The sequence below is a fragment of the Enterobacter cloacae complex sp. ECNIH7 genome (assembly GCF_002208095.1).
GTDB lineage: Bacteria > Pseudomonadota > Gammaproteobacteria > Enterobacterales > Enterobacteriaceae > Enterobacter > Enterobacter cloacae_M.
Window position 1 is genome coordinate 1,587,496 of the sequence record NZ_CP017990.1, and the last position, 17,465, is coordinate 1,604,960.

The following is a 17,465-nucleotide window of genomic DNA, read 5'->3' on the forward strand; positions in this document are numbered from 1 at the left end:
GCTCCTTAATCCAGTCGCCGTTTGGTTTTCATCCACGTCAACCCAATAAACATCGCCGCTGACGCCATTAAAAACAGCGTGTTGACGATCAGCACCACCGGAATATTCCCCGCCAGGAACAGGCTTTGCAGCGTGCTCACAAAGTAGCGTGCCGGGATGATGTAGGTCACGGCGCGGATCACCGCAGGCATACTATCTATCTGGAATATAAACCCGGACAGCATAATCGACGGTAAAAAGGCGGCATTGAGGGCCACCTGCGCGGCGTTGAACTGGTTGCGGGTGATGGTGGAGATGAGCAGCCCCATGCCCAGCGTGCTGAGTAAAAACAGGCTGGTGATAAAAAACAGCACCACCAGCGAGCCGCGATACGGCACGCCGAGGATAAAGACCGAGACAAGCATGCAGAGCAGCATCGCCAGCATGCCGAGGAAATAGTAGGGGATGAGCTTACACAGCAGCAGCTCGACGCGCGTGACTTCGGTAGAGAGCAGCGCCTCCATGGTCCCGCGCTCCCACTCGCGGGCGATCACCAGCGAGGTCAGGATCGCGCCAATCACCGTCATGATAATCGTCACCGCGCCCGGAATAATAAAGTGCTGACTGATGGCGGCGGGGTTAAACCAGTAGCGCGTCTGCACGTCGATGAGCGGTTTAAATTCTTCACCCCGATCTTCCGCCCGCTGCATCTGCCAGAGCTGCCTGATCCCCTCCGCGTAGCCCTGCACGAAGTTGGCGGTGTTTGGCTCGCTGCCGTCGGTGATCACCTGGATCGGCGCATCGGTATTTGCCCGCGCCATATTGGCGGCAAAATCCACCGGAATGACGATCAGGCCGCGAATTTTCCCGGCCTGCATTTTCTGGATCAACTCCTGCCTGTTATCGCTGATGGTGGCGTCAATGTAGGGCGATCCGGTCATGGCGTGAGTAAAGTCCAGCGCATCTTCACTCTGCTGCTCCAGCAAAATCCCGACCCGCAGCTTGCTGGAGTCCAGGTTAATGCCGTAGCCAAAGATAAACAGCAGCAGCAGGGGGATCACCACCGCAATCAGCCAGCTGCTGGGGTCACGCACGATCTGCCGCGTCTCTTTAATGCACAGCGCGCGCACCCTTCGCCAGGAAATGGCACTACTGCTCATGGGCATTCTCCTTATCCCAGTCGTGGATGAGGGTGATAAACGCCTGCTCCATGGTCGGGTCCGGAACTTCATCATCGGCGGCCTGGTTTTTCAGGTCGTCCGGGGTGCCGTGGGCAATCAGCTTGCCGCGATACACCAGCCCGATGCGGTCGCAGTACTCCGCCTCGTCCATGAAGTGGGTGGTCACCATCACGGTCACCCCTTTTTCCACCATGCTGTTGATGTGCAGCCAGAACTCGCGGCGGGTAATGGGGTCAACGCCTGAAGTCGGCTCATCAAGAAACAGAATATCCGGCTCGTGCATCAGCGAGCAGGCCAGCGCCAGCCGCTGCTTAAAGCCGAGCGGCAGCTCGTCGGTGGCGTGGGAGGCAATGTTGGTTAAGGCGAAGGCGTCGCTCATGCGCCGGATTTTCTCGTTCTGCGCCCGCCCGCGCAGGCCGTACACGCCGGAGAAAAAGCGCAAATTCTGCTCGACCGTCAGGTTGCCATACAGCGAAAACTTCTGCGCCATATACCCGAGATGCTGGCGCGCCTTGCCGGAGCTGACCTTCAGATCCATATCCAGCACCAGCGCCTTGCCGGACGTCGGCACCAGCAGGCCGCACATCATCTTAAAGGTGGTCGATTTTCCCGCGCCGTTCGGCCCGAGCAGGCCAAAAATCTCCCCGCGTTTAACCGCGAAATTGACGTTATCGGTGGCGGCGAAATCCCCAAATTTCTTGGTGAGGGACTTGGCCTCAATGACCGTTTCGCCCGGCGTGCCGTCCACCGTATGCAGAATGGCGCCAAGCGGCGACTCTGACGTCCCCGCGCCGCCCAGCAGGTCGATAAACGCGTCCTCAAAGCGCGGCGCGGTCTCTTCCATCTCGATCGCAGGCATGCCGGGCGCCCGGCGAATATCGTCGACGGTGGCCTCTTTTTTGAAAATTACCCGTACCGAGCGGCCCTGGATCATCCCGTCGCTGACCTGCGGCAGCCTGAGCACCCGCTGCAGCAGCCTGCGGTTGGACTCCTGCGGGCTGTGCAGCAGGAAGCTGCGCCCGGCCATGCTCTGCGTCAGCGTCGTCGGCTCGCCCTGATAAAGCAGTTCGCCTTCGTTCATCAGCAGCACGTCCCGGCACTGTTCCGCTTCGTCGAGGTAGGAGGTGCTCCAGAGGATCAGCATCCCGTCGCCCGCCAGCTCGTGCACCATCTGCCACAGTTCGCGGCGCGAAATCGGATCTACGCCGACGCCGGGCTCGTCCAGCAGCAGCACTTTCGGCTCGCCGACCAGCGTGCATGCCAGCCCCAGCTTCTGCTTCATCCCGCCGGAGAGCTTGCCTGCCAGCCGGTCGGTGAACGGGCCGAGGGAGGTAAACTCCAGCAGTCGGGCGAAGGTTTTCTCCCGGGTTTCACCGGTGACGCTGCGCAGGTCGGCGTACAGGTTCAGGTTTTCCATCACCGTCAGATCTTCGTACAGGCCAAACTTCTGCGGCATATAGCCGAGCATGGCGTGAAGGGCTCCGTCATCCTCGATCGGGTCAAGGCCGAGCACGCGGGCCGATCCTTCATCCGGCTTCAGCAGCCCGGCCAGCATCCGCATCAGCGTGGTTTTCCCCGCGCCGTCCGGGCCGACCAGCCCGGTCACATAGCCTTTCTGGATAGTGCAGTTCAGCGGCGCGACGGCCGGTTTGTCCATTCCCGCGAAGCGTTTAACCAGATTATTGAGCAGAATAACCGCGTCATTCATGTCGTTCCCCGTTGTCTACTTTTACGGTGACGGGCATGCCCTGACGCAGCGCGTCGTCCGCATCGGTCACGATGATGCGCAGGCGATACACGAGGTCGGTGCGCAGGTCCGGTGTTTCAACGGTTTTCGGCGTGAATTCGGCGGTAGGGGAGACAAAGCCCACCTTGCCGTGATACGGCTTGTCCGGGCGGCCGTCGGTATAGAGCAGCAGCTCGCGGCCCGGCTGCATCTGGCCGAGGTTTGGCTCATCAACGTAGGCGCGTACCCAGACCGGGCGGGTCAGGGAGAGCGTTAAGACGGTGCTGCCGGCGCTGAGCATGCTGCCCGGCTCCACGGCGCGGGTCATCAGCATGCCGTCAGACGGCGCGATTAAGGTGGTGTCGTGCAGATCCAGCTCTGCCTGAGCCAGCTGCGCCTGCGCCTGTTCAAGGCTGGCCTTCGCCTGGGCGATATCCTGCGGTCGGTTACCGGTGTGGTACTGGCTTAATTTATCCTGCGCGGATTTCAGCGTGGCCTGCGCCTGGTCGCGGGACGAGCGTGCATTTTCCAGATCGTTGGCGGAAATGGTGCGGCTTTTCCACAGCCCCTGCTGGCGCGCGTAGAAGTTCTGCGCGTAGTCATAGGCGGCTTGCGCCTGCTTAACGGCGGCGGCGGCCTGGGCGATCTCTTCGTCGCGATAGCCTGCCAGCATCAGGTCATACTGCGCCTGGGCGACGGACACGCCCGCTTTGGCCTGCAGCAGCGCATTTTCATAGGGCGCTTTATCCAGCATCCCCAGCGTCTGCCCGCTTTTAATGGCATCGCCTTCGTCCACGCTCAGCGAGGCGAGACGTCCGCCCACGCGGAAGCTCATGTTCACCGTACGAATATCCACATTACCGTACAGCGTCAGGCCTTTATCCTGATGGCTCTGATACCACAGCCATCCACCGACTCCGGCGGCAAGCAAAACAACAACCACCAGAATGATGGCGACAGGTTTTTTCATGACTTCAGGCTCCTTTGCGTTAAGCCTTGCAGGATCAGATCGACGTGACAGGCGATCACCTTGCTAATCTGCGCGGCTTTATCCTCATCAAATTGTGTCCAGCCGGTGCGTAACAGGATGGTTTCCCTGCCCAGACGGAAGGCAAGGATTTCACCCAGCAGGGCGTGGGTATGCAAAACTGTCTCGGTATCACTGGCGTCCCGCCCGGTATAGGCGGCGATCAGCCGGGTCAGGTGCGAGTGCATTGGCTCAATCACCCGATCGTGTACCCGCTGGTAGGCGACGGTCGGGGAGAGCTGCTCCCGGGAGATAAACTTGCTCAGGTTGAGCGTATCGTCGTGCGTCAGCAGGCGGATCATATCGTGACAGGCATTGAGAATAAGCTGGCGAACGGCGGCGCGATCCGGCGACGGCTGGCCGAGCAGCGCGGTGGCTTCCTCAACGTGCGGGTGAAACTGCGTGCCGATAAAATCGGCGATCCACTCGGCGCAGGCGAGGTATAAATCCTCTTTTGAGCCAAAATAGTAGGTACTCGCCGCAATGTTCTGCCCGGCCAGCGCGGCAATATCGCGCGTGGTTGCATGCAGCCCGTACTCACCAAACTGCGCCAGCGCGGCGGCGATAAGCTGATTTTTGGCCTGTTCACCTTTGGTTGTTGTGGGTGTCGTATTCATGGCGGCATTAATAATTAATCAATCGATTGATTAAGATTATGCCTGATTCCCGCTAACGTCGAGGGAACGCTGAGGGATATTTTATGCGCTACGTCACAAAAGCTGCTACACTCCGCTCCTTCGCGACATTGTGGTTTTTGTCCTCCCCTATTCGTTATATCTCCCTGAAAACTACACCTGTGATGGTCGGGGCGGTTCGGAGTTTTTATGTCTTTTGATTCCCTTGGCCTGAACCCGGAAATTCTGCGCGCGATCGCAGAGCAGGGCTACGTTGAGCCAACCCCAATCCAGCAGCAGGCGATCCCCGCCGTTCTTCAGGGCCGTGACCTGATGGCGAGCGCCCAGACCGGTACCGGCAAAACCGCGGGCTTTACCCTGCCGCTGTTAGAGCTGCTGGTAAAAAACCAGCCGCACGCCAAAGGCCGTCGTCCGGTTCGTGCCCTGATCCTGACCCCAACCCGCGAGCTGGCGGCGCAGATTGGTGAGAACGTGCGTGACTATAGCCGCTATCTCAACATCCGCTCGCTGGTGGTTTTCGGCGGGGTCAGCATCAACCCGCAGATGATGAAGCTGCGCGGCGGCGTGGACGTGCTGATAGCAACGCCGGGCCGTCTGCTGGATCTCGAACACCAGAACGCGGTGAAGCTGGATAACATCGAAATTCTGGTGCTGGACGAAGCCGACCGCATGCTCGACATGGGCTTCATCCACGATATTCGTCGCGTGCTGGCCAAGCTACCCGCGCGTCGTCAGAATCTGCTCTTCTCCGCGACCTTCTCCGACGAGATCAAAGCGCTGGCGGAAAAGCTGCTGCATAACCCGCTGGAAGTGGAAGTCGCGCGCCGCAACACCGCCTCCGAGCAGGTGACGCAGCACGTTCACTTTGTGGATAAAAAGCGCAAGCGGGAACTGCTCTCCCAGATGATCGGTCAGGGTAACTGGCAGCAGGTGCTGGTCTTTACCCGCACCAAGCACGGCGCAAACCACCTGGCGGAACAGCTGAATAAAGACGGCATCCGCAGCGCCGCCATTCACGGTAACAAGAGCCAGGGCGCGCGTACCCGTGCGCTGGCGGACTTTAAATCCGGCGACATCCGCGTGCTGGTGGCGACCGACATCGCTGCCCGTGGTCTCGACATTGAAGAGCTGCCGCACGTGGTGAACTACGAGCTGCCGAACGTGCCGGAAGATTACGTTCACCGTATCGGCCGTACCGGCCGCGCGGCGGCAACCGGTGAAGCGCTCTCTCTGGTCTGCGTGGACGAACACAAGCTGCTGCGCGACATCGAGCGCCTCCTGAAGAAAGAGATCCCGCGCATCGAAACCCCGGGTTACGAAGTGGATCCGTCGATCAAAGCCGAGCCGATTCAGAACGGTCGTCAGGGCGGCGGTGGACGTGGCCAGGGCGGCGGCGGTCGCGGTCAGCAGCCGCGTCGTGCCGAAGGCGGCGCGCCGAAATCATCCGGCAAACCGCCGCGTCGTAACAACGACAGCAAACCAGCGGGTGAAAACCCGTGGCGCAGCGGCGAAGGGAAACCGGCAGGAGAAGGGCAGCGTCGACGCCGCCCGCGCAAGCCCGCTAACCCGCAGTAATCAGGAAGCCCGGTCGGAAAGCCGGGCTTTTCTTTTTGCGGCAGCGAAGAGAAAGTGCCACAATAGTGGCTGTTTATACAGTGTTTCAGGTTTTCCGATGGCTTTAACCGCTGCGCTCAAGGCGCAAATTGGCGCATGGTATAAGGCGCTACAACAGCAGATCCCCGATTTTATCCCCCGAGCGCCGCAGCGGCAGATGATTGCTGACGTGGCAAAAACGCTCGCCGGGGACGACGGGCGACATCTGGCGATTGAAGCCCCAACCGGCGTCGGGAAAACCCTGTCGTATCTCATTCCCGGCATCGCGATTGCGCGGGAAGAGGACAAAACGCTGGTGGTCAGCACCGCCAACGTGGCGCTGCAGGACCAGATCTTCAGCAAGGATTTACCCCTGCTGCGCAAAATTATCCCCGACCTGCGGTTTACGGCAGCCTTTGGGCGCGGTCGCTACGTCTGCCCGCGTAACCTGGCGGCGCTGGCCAGCAGCGAGCCGAATCAGCAGGATCTGCTCGCGTTTCTGGATGACGAGCTGACGCCAAACAATAAGGCCGAGCAGGAGCAGTGTGCAAAACTCAAAGCCGAGCTCGACGGCTATAAGTGGGACGGCCTGCGGGATCACACCAGTCAGGCCATCAGCGATGACCTGTGGCGCAGGCTCAGCACCGACAAAGCCAGCTGCCTGAACCGCAACTGCCACTACTACCGCGAATGCCCGTTCTTTGTCGCCCGGCGCGAAATTCAGGAAGCCGAAGTGGTGGTGGCTAACCACGCCCTGGTAATGGCGGCGCTGGAGAGCGAAGCGGTGCTGCCGGAGCCGAAAAACCTGCTGCTGGTGCTTGATGAAGGCCATCATTTGCCGGACGTGGCGCGTGACGCGCTGGAGATGAGCGCCGAAATCACCGCGCCCTGGTTCCGCCTGCAGCTGGATCTCTTCTGCAAGCTGGTGGCGACCTGCATGGAGCAGTTCCGCCCGAAAACTACGCCGCCGCTGGCGGTGCCGGAGCGGCTGAGCGACCACTGTGAAGAGGTGTATAGCCTCATCTCATCCCTGAACAACATCCTGAATCTTTATCTTCCGGCAACCCAGGAAGCCGAACACCGCTTTGCGATGGGTGAGCTGCCGGAAGAGGTGATGGAGATTTGCCAGCAGCTGGCGAAGCATCTGGAAAAGCTGCGCGGGCTGGCGGAGATGTTCTTAAACGATCTCAGCGAGAAAACCGGCTCGCATGACGTGGTACGTCTGCACCGCGTTCTGCTGCAGATGAACCGCGCGCTGGGGATGTTCGAAGCGCAGAGCAAGCTCTGGCGGCTGGCCTCGATGGCGCAGGCGTCCGGCGCGCCGGTCACCAAATGGGCCACTCGCGAAGTGCGGGACGGGCAGGTTCATCTCTTTTTCCACTGCGTGGGCATCCGCGTGGCCGATCAGCTGGAAAAGCTGATCTGGCGCAGCGTGCCGCACGTGGTTGTCACCTCTGCCACGCTGCGCTCCCTGAACAGTTTTTCAAGGCTGCAGGAAATGAGCGGGCTCAAAGAGAAAGCGGGCGACCGCTTTGTGGCGCTGGACTCGCCGTTTAACCACTGCGAGCAGGGCAAGCTGGTCATTCCGCGCATGAAATTCGAGCCGCTTATTGATAACGAAGAGCAGCACATCGCTGAAATGGCGGCCTACTTCCGCGAGCAGGTCGAGAGTAAAAAGTACCCCGGTATGCTGGTGCTGTTTGCCAGCGGGCGGGCGATGCAGCGCTTCCTCGAACACGTCACCGATCTGCGTTTACTCCTGCTGGTGCAGGGGGATCAGCCGCGCTACCGGCTGGTGGAAACCCACCGTAAACGCATTGATAGCGGCGAGCGCAGCGTGCTGGTGGGGCTGCAGTCGTTTGCTGAAGGTCTGGATTTGAAAGGCGATTACCTGACGCAGGTGCATATCCATAAAATCGCCTTCCCGCCTATCGACAGCCCGGTGGTGATCACCGAGGGGGAGTGGCTGAAAAGCCTCAACCGCTATCCGTTTGAGGTGCAAAGTTTGCCTGCGGCGTCGTTTAACCTGATTCAGCAGGTCGGGCGTCTGATTCGTAGCCACGGCTGCTGGGGGGAGGTGGTGATTTATGACAAACGCCTGCTCACTAAAAATTACGGCCAACGGCTTCTGAACGCGCTGCCGATCTTTCCGATTGAACAGCCGGAGGTGCCTGAGGTAAAAAAACAGCCGGTCAAACTGACTTCCGGGCGTAAGAAAAGCCTCCGTGCTAAGGGGCGCGGTCCTACTGGTAAATGAAGGTTACCTGCACCACGCTGCTGAATGTTCCTGCCGTGACCGGCAATGAGGTGGCGTAATAGCGGGCGGCCAGCGGGAAATCCGCCGTGTGATTGTCCTGATTGATCAACACGCTGAAGCTGGCGTCCGGGGCAAGCGAGATCTGATCCTGCGGGTCGGCAAGCTCCAGCGCCAGTCCTTTCGCGGTTCCGCTGCTGGCGAATTTAGTCGGATGAATACTGTCCGGCTGACCGTGAAAGGTGGCCGTGGCCAGCACGGCAGTGGTTGGGCATTTTGACAGGGTTAAGTCGAATGATGTCCATTGTCCGGTATCGCCCACGTCCTTAAAATCGCCGGTATTCGCTTTGCCCAGATTGACCGTCAGGTTCTGGCTGGCGCTGTCCACCTGGCAGGCGTTGGCGTAAATGTTTCCGCGAATATCGAGCTGAATCTCTTCCGCCAGGCTCTGGCTCGCCACTCCAAGGAGTAAAAGGGCTAATAACGTTTTCATTTGTAGGCCACCGTAATGGTTGCGACGGTATTCGCCGTTCCGGGGGTCACCTCCGCGCTGGTTTGTTCGTAAGAGACGCTGAAGGGATATTGCGACTGCATATTGGCATAGGTGGGAAATGTGCTCATATATTGCCCGAAAGCAGGTATCTGACCGTTAAAGAGCATTCTCACCCCCACGCCGGTCGCCACGCCGTTTTCCGGCGTTAATTTGATCACGCCAGGAAAATTCGTTTCATAGCCATTGGCGCTGGCGATCATCATTTCAGGCTGTACATCCTGATCGCAAAGCATGCCAATATTGAATGTCGACTGAGCAACCACGGTTCCTGCCCCGGTAAAGCGGCTCACCGGAAAATCACCCAGTATGATAGTCAGGGATTTGGGTGAAACGGTGCAGGTGACTTCTTTTACCACCACGTCACCTGAGTAGGAGAGGGTGTTTGGTTCATTTAAGGCTTCGATGCGTTCAACGCCAAGGTTGAATTGCGTATTACTCGTCGTGAGTGAGCCTGAGGCAACAGTCTCACTGGTTTTCACCAGTTCCAGCGTGACGTCAAAGCTAAACGGGAGCGAACCATCGCTGCTCATCGTGCCAGACACCAAGCCTACGGGGGTGGTATCGGAACAAATCTGATCTGCCGCTCCCGTTACACGTTGCCCTTTGTCATTTCTGAGCGACACGCCGATTCCGGCAACGCCCGACTCATAGACCCCAGGGATGCCGGGGATTTCTTTACCAAAGCCGTTATAGCAGGCAATGACAGGCTGGCCTGCGTCTTCGGCAACATAGCAATTCCCTGAGACATGAACCGGACGTTCTGTTCCCGGAATGGTCGACCCCACGGGCAGGCTGGTGGGCACTGAAATAGACGCTAACGATAGCAGCGCGGGCAGACTCGGCGATTGGCAAGAAGCCTTCGCCTGCGGCACAAAGAGCGCTGCCGTCGTCAGAACGACAAGTAAGAAAAACGATTTTGCTATCTGCATTATGATCGGTCCGGTGTTAATCAGTGGCACTGCGCGGCAGCGTTAATAATGTTGGTGTTATCCTTCTCCTGCATCAGGGCGTAATCGGCGACGCAATGCTCGCTCGCCTCCTTGCCCCAGGAAACGAAAAGGCGTCCGTGCTGCGGCAGGCCGGTGAGATACACCAGGCCGTCGTTACCGACGATAAATTCACTGCTCTTGTCTTCCGTGGTGACCGTTGCGCCGAAGGGCAGCGGCTTGTCGTTCCAGGCCAGCGTCATTAAGACGCGGTTGCCCACGCGAGTATCGAAGCTGGCGCGAACTACCGCGCCGCGTGATGGTGTTACCGTCTGCGAGGCGTGCGTGACGTCGGCATCTTCTGGCAGTGTCTCCGTGTCCAGTGAAATGGGGTTGTGACGCCACGGCGTGACAAACGGCACCAGCGTATAGCCGCGAGAGTCCGTTTCCACGCCCGTCTGGTTGGCAACGTGCGTACCGTGTGTGCCTGGCGCTTTAATCAGCACCACGGTTTCGCCCAGGGTCTGACCGAAGGTGACGCCGTCAGAGTGGGCGACGATGCCGCCCTGGATCCCGGCGCTCACGGTGTGCTGATGGCTGTCCTGGCTGACGCCCCCGCGTATTTCACCGTAGGTACCTTTGTAATCCGCATTCATACTGGTAGAAGTGTTGTTATTGGCGCTGTCTAGTCCCTGCTGAACGTTCCAGCTCAGCTTGTCTCCCTCCAGCGCGGTACCATTCAGGCCCAGATTGTGGGTGGTGCCGTCTTTACCGTTGTTCAGGCTGTAGTTTGCCCAGGTGTCAGGCAGCCAGCGGTCGAGCGGAACCGACACGTTTAGGCCGATTTGTTGGTCATCGCTGATGGATTTACCGTCCTCGTCCGTGTCGTCGCTGTTTTTATTGACGCTGTAGCTCAGGCTATAGCTCACGCCGTGCCAGCTGTTGTTGTAGCTAACGCTCAGGGAGGTCATATCCTGACTCTGGCTCCAGTAACGCTCTTTCACCAGGCTTAGCGTCACCGAACCCCACTTATCGCCCAGCGTCTGGTCGATGGTGGCCTCCGCTCGTGCGCGGCGCTGCTGTGGAGCGGACCAGTCGTTTGCACGAGTCCAGGACTCCATAGTGTCCTGCAGGGTGTAAAAGCCTTTACTGTTGTAGCGATAACCCGCCAGCGAGAAGCTAGTGCCGGTCGCGGTAAAATTTTTGCTATAGCGCAGACGAAGGGATTGCCCTTTGCTGGTTTTGCGCTTTTTCAGTAACGCTTTGGCGCGGGTAACGTCTAAGGAGAACGCGCCGAGGTCGCCAACGTTTTTCCCTGCGCCGAGCGCGGCGGAGTGGTAATGCGAACTCTGCTGCGTACCGCCGTAAAGGGTGACCCCGTGTGACAGGCCATAGATGGCGCTGCCCTGGGCGAAAGGGGTCTTCTCAACCTCTTTATCGTATGAACGGTAACGCCCTGCCGCGACGCTGTATTTCAGGTGTTTTTCCCGCTGCAGCACCGGCACGGAGGCAAACGGTACCACGAAATGACTCTCGCTGCCGTCGGTCTCTTTTACCGTGACGTTCAGATCGCCGCTGCTGCCGGTGGGGTAGAGATCGTTAATCTCAAACGCGCCGGGGGCCACGGTGTTTTGATAGATAACGTAGCCATTCTGGCGAACCACCACCTGGGCGTTACTGTGCGCCGTGCCGCGTACCACCGGGGCATAACCGCGCTCGCTGTCCGGCAGCATGTCGCTTTCGGTAGCCAGCTGTGCGCCAGTGTAAGAGACGCTGTCGAAAACGTCGGCCTGGGTGCTGCTCTGCCCCACGGTCAATTCGCTCTTCAGCCCCACGATATCGCGCTGGGCATAGGTATAGACCGGGGTCAGCTTGCCGTCGTCCTGACCCCCGTCCGAATTGTGGTTCCAGGTGCTGTAATTACGCACGCGCCAGGCACCGGCGTTAAAGCCGGGGCGCAGATTAATAAACTGGCTGCTGTTGTCCGCTTTCCCCTGCTGGCGGGCGCGGCTTTGGCTGGCGTTAACGCTATAGTTCAGGATGCCCGCGGTGATCCCTTCGTCATACTCTTTCGGATCGATATAGCCACGGGGCACCTGGCCCAGCGCCGACTGGGGAATACTCAGCAGTAGCTGCTGGTTTTTGATGCGGAAAGTCGCCGAGGCCGAAGGGATCGCGCTGAGATCCGCGCATTCCCCTTTTGCCGCCAGCTTTGGATAATCTTTGGTTTTGATGCCCAGATGCGTTAATTCATCCAGACTCAGGCAGGGCTGCAGGGAATCATCTCCCTGCGCATCTTTTTGTAATGTAAAAAGGACGTCACGGGTGTCGATTTTATTGTTATTGATGAACATCGTTACCTGATATTTGCCTGGCGCCTGACCGGGACCTTTTTCATAAACAGAGAGATCGGTCTTTGCCTGCTCTGGATTATCAATATCCAGCAGGGCAGGGTTAAAATAATCATCAGCGTGGGCCTGCAGCGCGCAGCATGTCACCGCTATCCCACAAAAAGTGGGCAGCATTTCACGCAGTCGACGTAATAGCGGCTTAGTTGTGCTGTACATGATTATCCAGGCGTCGAATAGAGTATTAACGAACGGATGCAGACCAGGTTTTACTGATGCTTCCGTAATCGGTAATGACCGACCAGGATACGGTGTTACCGCTCATATTTGTCGGAAGGGCAAAGCGGGTAGCGGTATTTGGCACAGCCCAGGTCGCTTTTGTTACTTTTTGGCCGTTCAGCGTTACGCTCTGGAAATTCATATAGAAAGGCGTAGGGTTGTTGACCACCAGATCGTTGCCTTCGCGGTGCCATTCCAGTTTATCAGCCACCGCTTCGGGTTTGCCTTTAATCGAAGCAGGGCGATACAGCAATTTAATACGGGTATTAATGGCGATTTGTAATGTATTAACGCCCTCTTCATGGCTTGAAGAAGGAATGGCTTTAATATTTAACCAGTACAACGACTCGCGATCTTCCGGCATATTTCCGCCGGTGCGTACCACGCGCAGCACGTTATCTTCTTTAGCATTCAGACGGAACAGCGGCGGGGTAATCAGAAACGGTGCTTTACCGCCTTTTTTCAAGCCGGTATCCACCCAGGATTGTACCAGATAGTTAATATCATCCGGATTGGAAACCCCAATCGAAGACTCTTTTTTCTCTCCCTGATAAACCAGTCGTGTGCCATTAATGATCACACCTGCATGGGCTGTTACTGCGGTCAGTAAAAGCGCGCTTAATAAATAACTGTGTCGCATAAATATGTCTCAAAGAAAGAGGAGATAGTAACCTTCGCGTGAAGGCGAATATCTCCTCATTAAACGTATCAGTTATAAATAACGGTAAAAGTAGAGGCTGAGTTAGCCTGCCCGGCCGTGATCGCAGCCTGAGTCTGAATATAACGTGCGCCAAACTCCAGATTAGTTACCGTCGTTCCAGGAGTTAAAGGATACTGCTTTGAAGGCGTATACAGACTGACGGGCTGTTCGGATGAATCAACCAGCTGAATCGCCACGCCGGTTGCAGTCGTCGCACCCGGGGTTAAGGCCAGCGTGGTATTATTATCCGCATCGGGCGTACCACCGAAGTTGATGGCTGCAGACGTGACCGTTTCCGGGCAGTCTTTTAACTGAATATCAAATTTCGTTAAGGTGCTGGTAGAGCCTGCGCCGGTAAATGTTGTTTTGGATACTTTGCCCAGCGCAACATTCAGCGGACTGCTTAAACCGTTCACCACCTGACAGGCGGAATCGATAATTTCACCCGTGAAGTTAATTTGCCCTTCGCCGGTGGATGCCGCGAAAGAAGATGCAGAGCATCCCAAAGCGGCAGCAATGAATAAACCTAAAATGACTTTTTTCATATTTAAACCTGTATGTTTCTCCTTTCGACCTCTGCGTCCCGCATTATTCGAAGTTATGTCTCAACTACTCACCGCTGGCTATTTAATCAGAAAATTCAGGCCGGGAAAGATCCCGCGCGGCTTCCAAATAATTCAATTAATTCTTGCAAAATGATTTTTTTCACTAAAACAATTGATTATAAAAATCCGCAGGGCGGACAAAAAAACTAACAGCGGAGTCATCATCAGGGCTATATTGTTGATAACCTGCTGTAAGGAGAAATGTCGTGGATTATCGCAAAATTATCAAAGAGGTAGGGCGCGGGAAAAATCATGCCCGCGATCTGGACCATGAAACCGCGCGTGCGCTTTATACCCGCATGCTGGAGGGCGACGTCCCCGACCTGGAGATGGGGGGCATTCTGATCGCGCTGCGTATCAAAGGCGAAGGTGAAGCGGAGATGCGCGGGTTCTATGAAGCCATGCAGGCGCAAACGCTGCGCTTAACGCCGCCGGTGGCAAAACCGATGCCGATCGTGATCCCGAGCTACAACGGCGCGCGCAAGCAGGCAAATTTAACCCCGCTGCTCGCTATCTTATTACACAAGCTGGGGTTCCCGGTGGTGGTGCACGGCGTCAGCGAAGATCCCACCCGCGTGCTGACGGAGACCATTTTCGGGATGCTGGGCATCGAGCCAACGCGTCATGCCGGTCAGGCGCAGGCGAAGCTGGATGGCCATCAGCCTGTTTATATCCCGGTCGGCACGCTCTGCCCGCCGCTGGAAAAGCAGCTTGATATGCGCTGGCGCATGGGCGTGCGCAACAGCGCGCACACGCTGGCGAAACTGGCCACGCCGTTTGGCGAAGATGCCGCCCTGCGTCTCTCCAGCGTTTCGCATCCGGAATACGTGGCGCGCGTGGGGCAGTTCTTTGAGGCAATTGGCGCAAGGGCGTTACTGATGCACGGCACGGAGGGCGAGGTTTATGCGAACCCGCAGCGCTGTCCGCAGGTGATGCTGATCGATTCTGCCGGAACGCGCGCCGTTCTGGAACGCGGGGAAGAGAATAGCGGTGTGATATTGCCTGAGGCAAAAGATCCCCATACTACAGCCCACTGGATTGAACAGTGTCTTGCCGGAAATGTTCCTGTTCCGCATTCGATTAAGCTGCAGATGGCCTGCTGTTTGCTGGCAACCGGAGAAGTGGAATCCGTCCAGGCCGGCCTTGAACGCGTGGCGCAGGCGTTTTAGACAAAAAAAGCCCGTCCAGTGGCGGACGGGCAAGCAAGGGTAACAACAACAGGGTCAATGAGGGTGGAGCAGCTCACCAGAGGGTATGGCGAGGGGACAGCATTCGTTCAGGCGATTATTTGTAGATAACCGCGGTACCGCTCAGCTTGTTATTGCCGTTAGCGGAGGTAATGGTGTATCCGCTTGCACCGGCAGCAGCGGCTTTCTCAGCCAGTTTGGCTTCCAGACCGTCCAGGGTGGTTGCGCCATCAGCACTCACCACACCGACTTTGTTCATGTTCTGTGCCTGAGTGGAAGAGACAGGCTCGACGGCGAAAGCGCCGAAAGACAGAGCGGACAGGGCAACAGCAGCTACAGCATATTTGATGGTTTTCATAATTAATCTCTCGCAGGTGTTTCTGTTAAGGGGACGATGTTCCGTCGATGTGATAAGTATCACGGTTTTTTGCGAGTGATAAAATCGAAGAGAATTGACGTGGTTGATCAAAAAAATTGAATGACAAATAACTTATTGAATATTAATAAATTCAAAGCACCACTTTACACTTCTTGCGGATGCGCTTTACAGAAGCGATACGAAGGGCACGTTTTGCTACGCGTCTGGCTAAAAACCGTGAGCGTAAAGGAACGCGCGCGCTCGGTTAGCTTTGGTAAAGCAAAGTCAACGTAACTGGCTGTCTTTCGAACCTCTGCGATTATATCCTGAGTGTGATGCATTTTTTGAATCTTTCTGCTGCTGGCACGTGATGCAAAGCCGTACGCCGGGAATGGCTTTTCGGCGCGCCTCCGGAATGGGTTCTCCGCATTCTTCGCATTCCGTTAGGCTTTCACCGCGCGGAATTTCACCGCGGGCACGCGCAACCGCATCTTCAATAGTACTGTTGATCTGTTCGTTAACAGCGTCGTCATTTGCCCAGCCGGAAGCCATAGCGTCCTCCTGAAATCGGTTTAGGCCATATGTTTACTATGGGGTTAAAAAATGAACAGTCAAGGCGAAGAGAGAAGTGAACTGCACCCGTTGAGCAGATGCAGTCTTGTGGAAGAGACAGATTATTTATAAATGGTCGCAGTGCCGTACATATGGTTATCTCCGCCAGCGGAGTTCACCACGAATCCTTTTGCACCTTCCTGACGGGCTTTTTCGGCGAGCTTATCCTGTAGATCGTCAAGGTTACTGGCACGGCTTACCGAAACGGTGCCCGCAGCACGTAGCTGGCTCGTATCGGTACTTTGGGTCAGTGACTGAACGGCCATGGCAGAGAAGGACGCGGTCGCCAGGGCGGCTGCGATAACAGCAAGGGTCAGGTACTTTTTCATAATCACATCCTCATGAGGAAACAACAGGTGATTCCCTTTAAGTTTAGAAGCCTGACGAGTGTGACTTAGCGCAAATATTTGATGATGATCTGCTTATTTTTTGAACAATGTAAATTGACAATTCGCTGACGGATCATAGACATAAAGGTGTTTGATTTATGGCGGGTTTTTGAGCGTAGCAGAGAAAGATTTACCGTTGGGCCAGCAAAGGGTATCTTACGCCGCTGTTTAAAGGAGAATGCCATGACTGCCCAAAAGCCGGGATTGCACCCGCGAAATCGCCACCGCAGCCGCTACGACATGAACGCGTTATGCCTGAGCTGCCCGCCGCTGCAGGACTATCTTGTTCAGACCCCTGCGGGTGAACCCTCGGTCAACTTTGCTGACCCGCAGGCGGTGAAAATGCTGAACAAAGCCCTGCTGGCGCATTTTTACGGTGTAGCTCACTGGGATATCCCGGAAGGCTTTCTCTGTCCACCTGTTCCGGGCCGCGCTGACTACGTACATCACCTTGCCGACCTCCTTGCCGAAGGCAATGAGGGTGTCGTTCCACAGCAGGCCACCATCCTGGATATTGGCACCGGGGCGAACCTGATTTACCCGCTGATCGGCGCGCATGAATATCAGTGGCGCTTTACCGGAAGCGAAATCGGTGACGAGGCATTTGCCAGCGCCCAGGCGATTATCAGCGCTAACCCGGGATTAAGCCGCGCCATTCGCCTGCGTCGTCAGAAAGACGCGGCGTCGATCTTCAACGGCATTATTCACAAAAACGAAAGCTATGACGCCACGATGTGCAACCCGCCGTTCCATGATTCGGCGGCATCGGCCCGTGCGGGCAGCGAGCGCAAGCGCCGTAACCTGGGTCAGGCTGAAGATGCGGCGCTGAACTTCGGCGGACAGCAGCAGGAGCTCTGGTGCGAAGGGGGCGAAGTGGCGTTTATCCTGCGCATGATAGCGGAAAGCAAGCAGTTTGGTCGTCAGGTGAAGTGGTTCACGACGCTGGTTTCCCGGGGGGATAACCTGCCGCCGCTCTACCGCGCGCTGACCGAAGCGGGCGCCGTAAAAGTGGTGAAAAAAGAGATGGCGCAGGGCCAGAAACAGAGCCGCTTTATCGCCTGGACGTTTATGGACAACAACAAACGTCGCAAATAGCACTCCGTCGTAGGCCGG

At 57.0% G+C, this 17,465-nt stretch carries 16 protein-coding genes; 4 read left to right on the forward strand and 12 right to left on the reverse strand.

Annotated elements, in window-relative coordinates; all coding sequences use genetic code 11:
• Nucleotides 1-5: 5 nt before the first annotated feature.
• Genes WM95_RS07820 through cecR form a run of 4 tightly spaced genes read right to left on the reverse strand, consistent with a single transcriptional unit; the run spans nt 6 to nt 4,530 of the window.
• Nucleotides 6-1,139, reverse strand: a complete 1,134-nt coding sequence (locus WM95_RS07820) for an ABC transporter permease (protein ID WP_088544715.1) — start codon at nt 1,137-1,139, stop codon at nt 6-8.
• Nucleotides 1,129-2,868 carry an ATP-binding cassette domain-containing protein gene (locus tag WM95_RS07825; protein WP_088544716.1) on the reverse strand — a complete coding sequence of 580 codons (1,740 nt, stop codon included), beginning with the start codon at nt 2,866-2,868 and terminating at the stop codon, nt 1,129-1,131. Before WM95_RS07825 ends, WM95_RS07820 begins: the two co-directional genes overlap by 11 nt.
• Complete coding sequence (gene hlyD, locus WM95_RS07830; protein WP_045355736.1) at nt 2,861-3,856, reverse strand: secretion protein HlyD; 996 nt, start codon at nt 3,854-3,856, stop codon at nt 2,861-2,863. Before hlyD ends, WM95_RS07825 begins: the two co-directional genes overlap by 8 nt.
• Complete coding sequence (cecR, locus tag WM95_RS07835) at nt 3,853-4,530, reverse strand: transcriptional regulator CecR (protein WP_088544717.1); 678 nt, start codon at nt 4,528-4,530, stop codon at nt 3,853-3,855. The genes hlyD and cecR overlap by 4 nt, the downstream gene beginning before the upstream one ends.
• Nucleotides 4,531-4,737: 207 nt before the next feature.
• Here cecR and rhlE point away from each other — a divergent pair, with 207 nt between their 5' ends.
• Nucleotides 4,738-6,123 (forward strand): ATP-dependent RNA helicase RhlE, encoded by a 1,386-nt coding sequence (gene rhlE, locus WM95_RS07840; RefSeq protein WP_059446389.1) that lies wholly within the window; start codon nt 4,738-4,740, stop codon nt 6,121-6,123.
• A 97-nt stretch (nt 6,124-6,220) separates the two neighbouring features.
• On the forward strand, nt 6,221-8,398 hold the full coding sequence (gene dinG / locus WM95_RS07845) for an ATP-dependent DNA helicase DinG (protein WP_063408110.1): 2,178 nt from the start codon (nt 6,221-6,223) through the stop codon (nt 8,396-8,398).
• On the opposite strand, the gene WM95_RS07850 is transcribed toward dinG, so the two are convergent.
• The 5 genes from WM95_RS07850 to WM95_RS07870 all read right to left on the reverse strand — a co-directional run bounded on the left by WM95_RS07850 (nt 8,385) and on the right by WM95_RS07870 (nt 13,746).
• Nucleotides 8,385-8,888 carry a fimbrial protein gene (locus WM95_RS07850; protein WP_023310868.1) on the reverse strand — a complete coding sequence of 168 codons (504 nt, stop codon included), beginning with the start codon at nt 8,886-8,888 and terminating at the stop codon, nt 8,385-8,387. The genes dinG and WM95_RS07850 overlap by 14 nt on opposite strands.
• A complete protein-coding gene (locus tag WM95_RS07855) occupies nt 8,885-9,877 on the reverse strand; it encodes a fimbrial protein (RefSeq protein ID WP_063408113.1) in 993 nt (330 codons plus the stop codon). The genes WM95_RS07850 and WM95_RS07855 overlap by 4 nt, the downstream gene beginning before the upstream one ends.
• 20 nt (nt 9,878-9,897) lie before the next feature.
• Nucleotides 9,898-12,441, reverse strand: a complete 2,544-nt coding sequence (locus tag WM95_RS07860; RefSeq protein WP_081247921.1) for a fimbria/pilus outer membrane usher protein — start codon at nt 12,439-12,441, stop codon at nt 9,898-9,900.
• Between the two features lie 25 nt (nt 12,442-12,466).
• Nucleotides 12,467-13,141: a fimbrial biogenesis chaperone gene (locus tag WM95_RS07865; RefSeq protein WP_045355734.1), complete on the reverse strand. Its 675-nt coding sequence runs from the start codon at nt 13,139-13,141 to the stop codon at nt 12,467-12,469.
• Nucleotides 13,142-13,209: 68 nt separating this feature from the next.
• Nucleotides 13,210-13,746: a fimbrial protein gene (locus WM95_RS07870; protein WP_023310872.1), complete on the reverse strand. Its 537-nt coding sequence runs from the start codon at nt 13,744-13,746 to the stop codon at nt 13,210-13,212.
• Nucleotides 13,747-14,012: 266 nt separating this feature from the next.
• On the opposite strand from WM95_RS07870, the gene ybiB reads away from it, so the two are divergent.
• Entirely contained in the window at nt 14,013-14,975 is a 963-nt protein-coding gene (gene ybiB, locus WM95_RS07875) for a DNA-binding protein YbiB (protein ID WP_023310873.1), read from the forward strand.
• Nucleotides 14,976-15,090: 115 nt separating this feature from the next.
• Here the strand turns inward: ybiB and ybiJ are convergent, their stop codons facing one another.
• The 3 genes from ybiJ to mcbA all read right to left on the reverse strand — a co-directional run bounded on the left by ybiJ (nt 15,091) and on the right by mcbA (nt 16,292).
• On the reverse strand, nt 15,091-15,351 hold the full coding sequence (gene ybiJ, locus WM95_RS07880) for a DUF1471 family protein YbiJ (protein ID WP_023310874.1): 261 nt from the start codon (nt 15,349-15,351) through the stop codon (nt 15,091-15,093).
• A gap of 285 nt (nt 15,352-15,636) precedes the next feature.
• Nucleotides 15,637-15,903, reverse strand: a complete 267-nt coding sequence (locus WM95_RS07885) for a DksA/TraR family C4-type zinc finger protein (protein WP_023310875.1) — start codon at nt 15,901-15,903, stop codon at nt 15,637-15,639.
• Nucleotides 15,904-16,025: 122 nt separating this feature from the next.
• A complete protein-coding gene (gene mcbA / locus WM95_RS07890; protein WP_023310876.1) occupies nt 16,026-16,292 on the reverse strand; it encodes a DUF1471 family periplasmic protein McbA in 267 nt (88 codons plus the stop codon).
• Nucleotides 16,293-16,535: 243 nt separating this feature from the next.
• On the opposite strand from mcbA, the gene rlmF reads away from it, so the two are divergent.
• Nucleotides 16,536-17,447 carry a 23S rRNA (adenine(1618)-N(6))-methyltransferase RlmF gene (gene rlmF / locus WM95_RS07900; protein ID WP_029739808.1) on the forward strand — a complete coding sequence of 304 codons (912 nt, stop codon included), beginning with the start codon at nt 16,536-16,538 and terminating at the stop codon, nt 17,445-17,447.
• The last annotated feature ends 18 nt before the right edge of the window (nt 17,448-17,465 follow it).

Excerpts from the sequence above, each read along its gene's own strand:
- WM95_RS07820 (WP_088544715.1), bottom strand. The coding sequence starts at position 1,139 with ATGAGCAGTAGTGCCATTTCCTGGCGAAGGGTGCGCGCGCTGTGCATT.
- WM95_RS07825 (WP_088544716.1), bottom strand. The coding sequence starts at position 2,868 with ATGAATGACGCGGTTATTCTGCTCAATAATCTGGTTAAACGCTTCGCG.
- hlyD (WP_045355736.1), bottom strand. The coding sequence starts at position 3,856 with ATGAAAAAACCTGTCGCCATCATTCTGGTGGTTGTTGTTTTGCTTGCC.
- cecR (WP_088544717.1), bottom strand. The coding sequence starts at position 4,530 with ATGAATACGACACCCACAACAACCAAAGGTGAACAGGCCAAAAATCAG.
- rhlE (WP_059446389.1), top strand. The coding sequence starts at position 4,738 with ATGTCTTTTGATTCCCTTGGCCTGAACCCGGAAATTCTGCGCGCGATC.
- dinG (WP_063408110.1), top strand. The coding sequence starts at position 6,221 with ATGGCTTTAACCGCTGCGCTCAAGGCGCAAATTGGCGCATGGTATAAG.
- WM95_RS07850 (WP_023310868.1), bottom strand. The coding sequence starts at position 8,888 with ATGAAAACGTTATTAGCCCTTTTACTCCTTGGAGTGGCGAGCCAGAGC.
- WM95_RS07855 (WP_063408113.1), bottom strand. The coding sequence starts at position 9,877 with ATGCAGATAGCAAAATCGTTTTTCTTACTTGTCGTTCTGACGACGGCA.
- WM95_RS07860 (WP_081247921.1), bottom strand. The coding sequence starts at position 12,441 with ATGTACAGCACAACTAAGCCGCTATTACGTCGACTGCGTGAAATGCTG.
- WM95_RS07865 (WP_045355734.1), bottom strand. The coding sequence starts at position 13,141 with ATGCGACACAGTTATTTATTAAGCGCGCTTTTACTGACCGCAGTAACA.
- WM95_RS07870 (WP_023310872.1), bottom strand. The coding sequence starts at position 13,746 with ATGAAAAAAGTCATTTTAGGTTTATTCATTGCTGCCGCTTTGGGATGC.
- ybiJ (WP_023310874.1), bottom strand. The coding sequence starts at position 15,351 with ATGAAAACCATCAAATATGCTGTAGCTGCTGTTGCCCTGTCCGCTCTG.
- WM95_RS07885 (WP_023310875.1), bottom strand. The coding sequence starts at position 15,903 with ATGGCTTCCGGCTGGGCAAATGACGACGCTGTTAACGAACAGATCAAC.
- mcbA (WP_023310876.1), bottom strand. The coding sequence starts at position 16,292 with ATGAAAAAGTACCTGACCCTTGCTGTTATCGCAGCCGCCCTGGCGACC.
- rlmF (WP_029739808.1), top strand. The coding sequence starts at position 16,536 with ATGACTGCCCAAAAGCCGGGATTGCACCCGCGAAATCGCCACCGCAGC.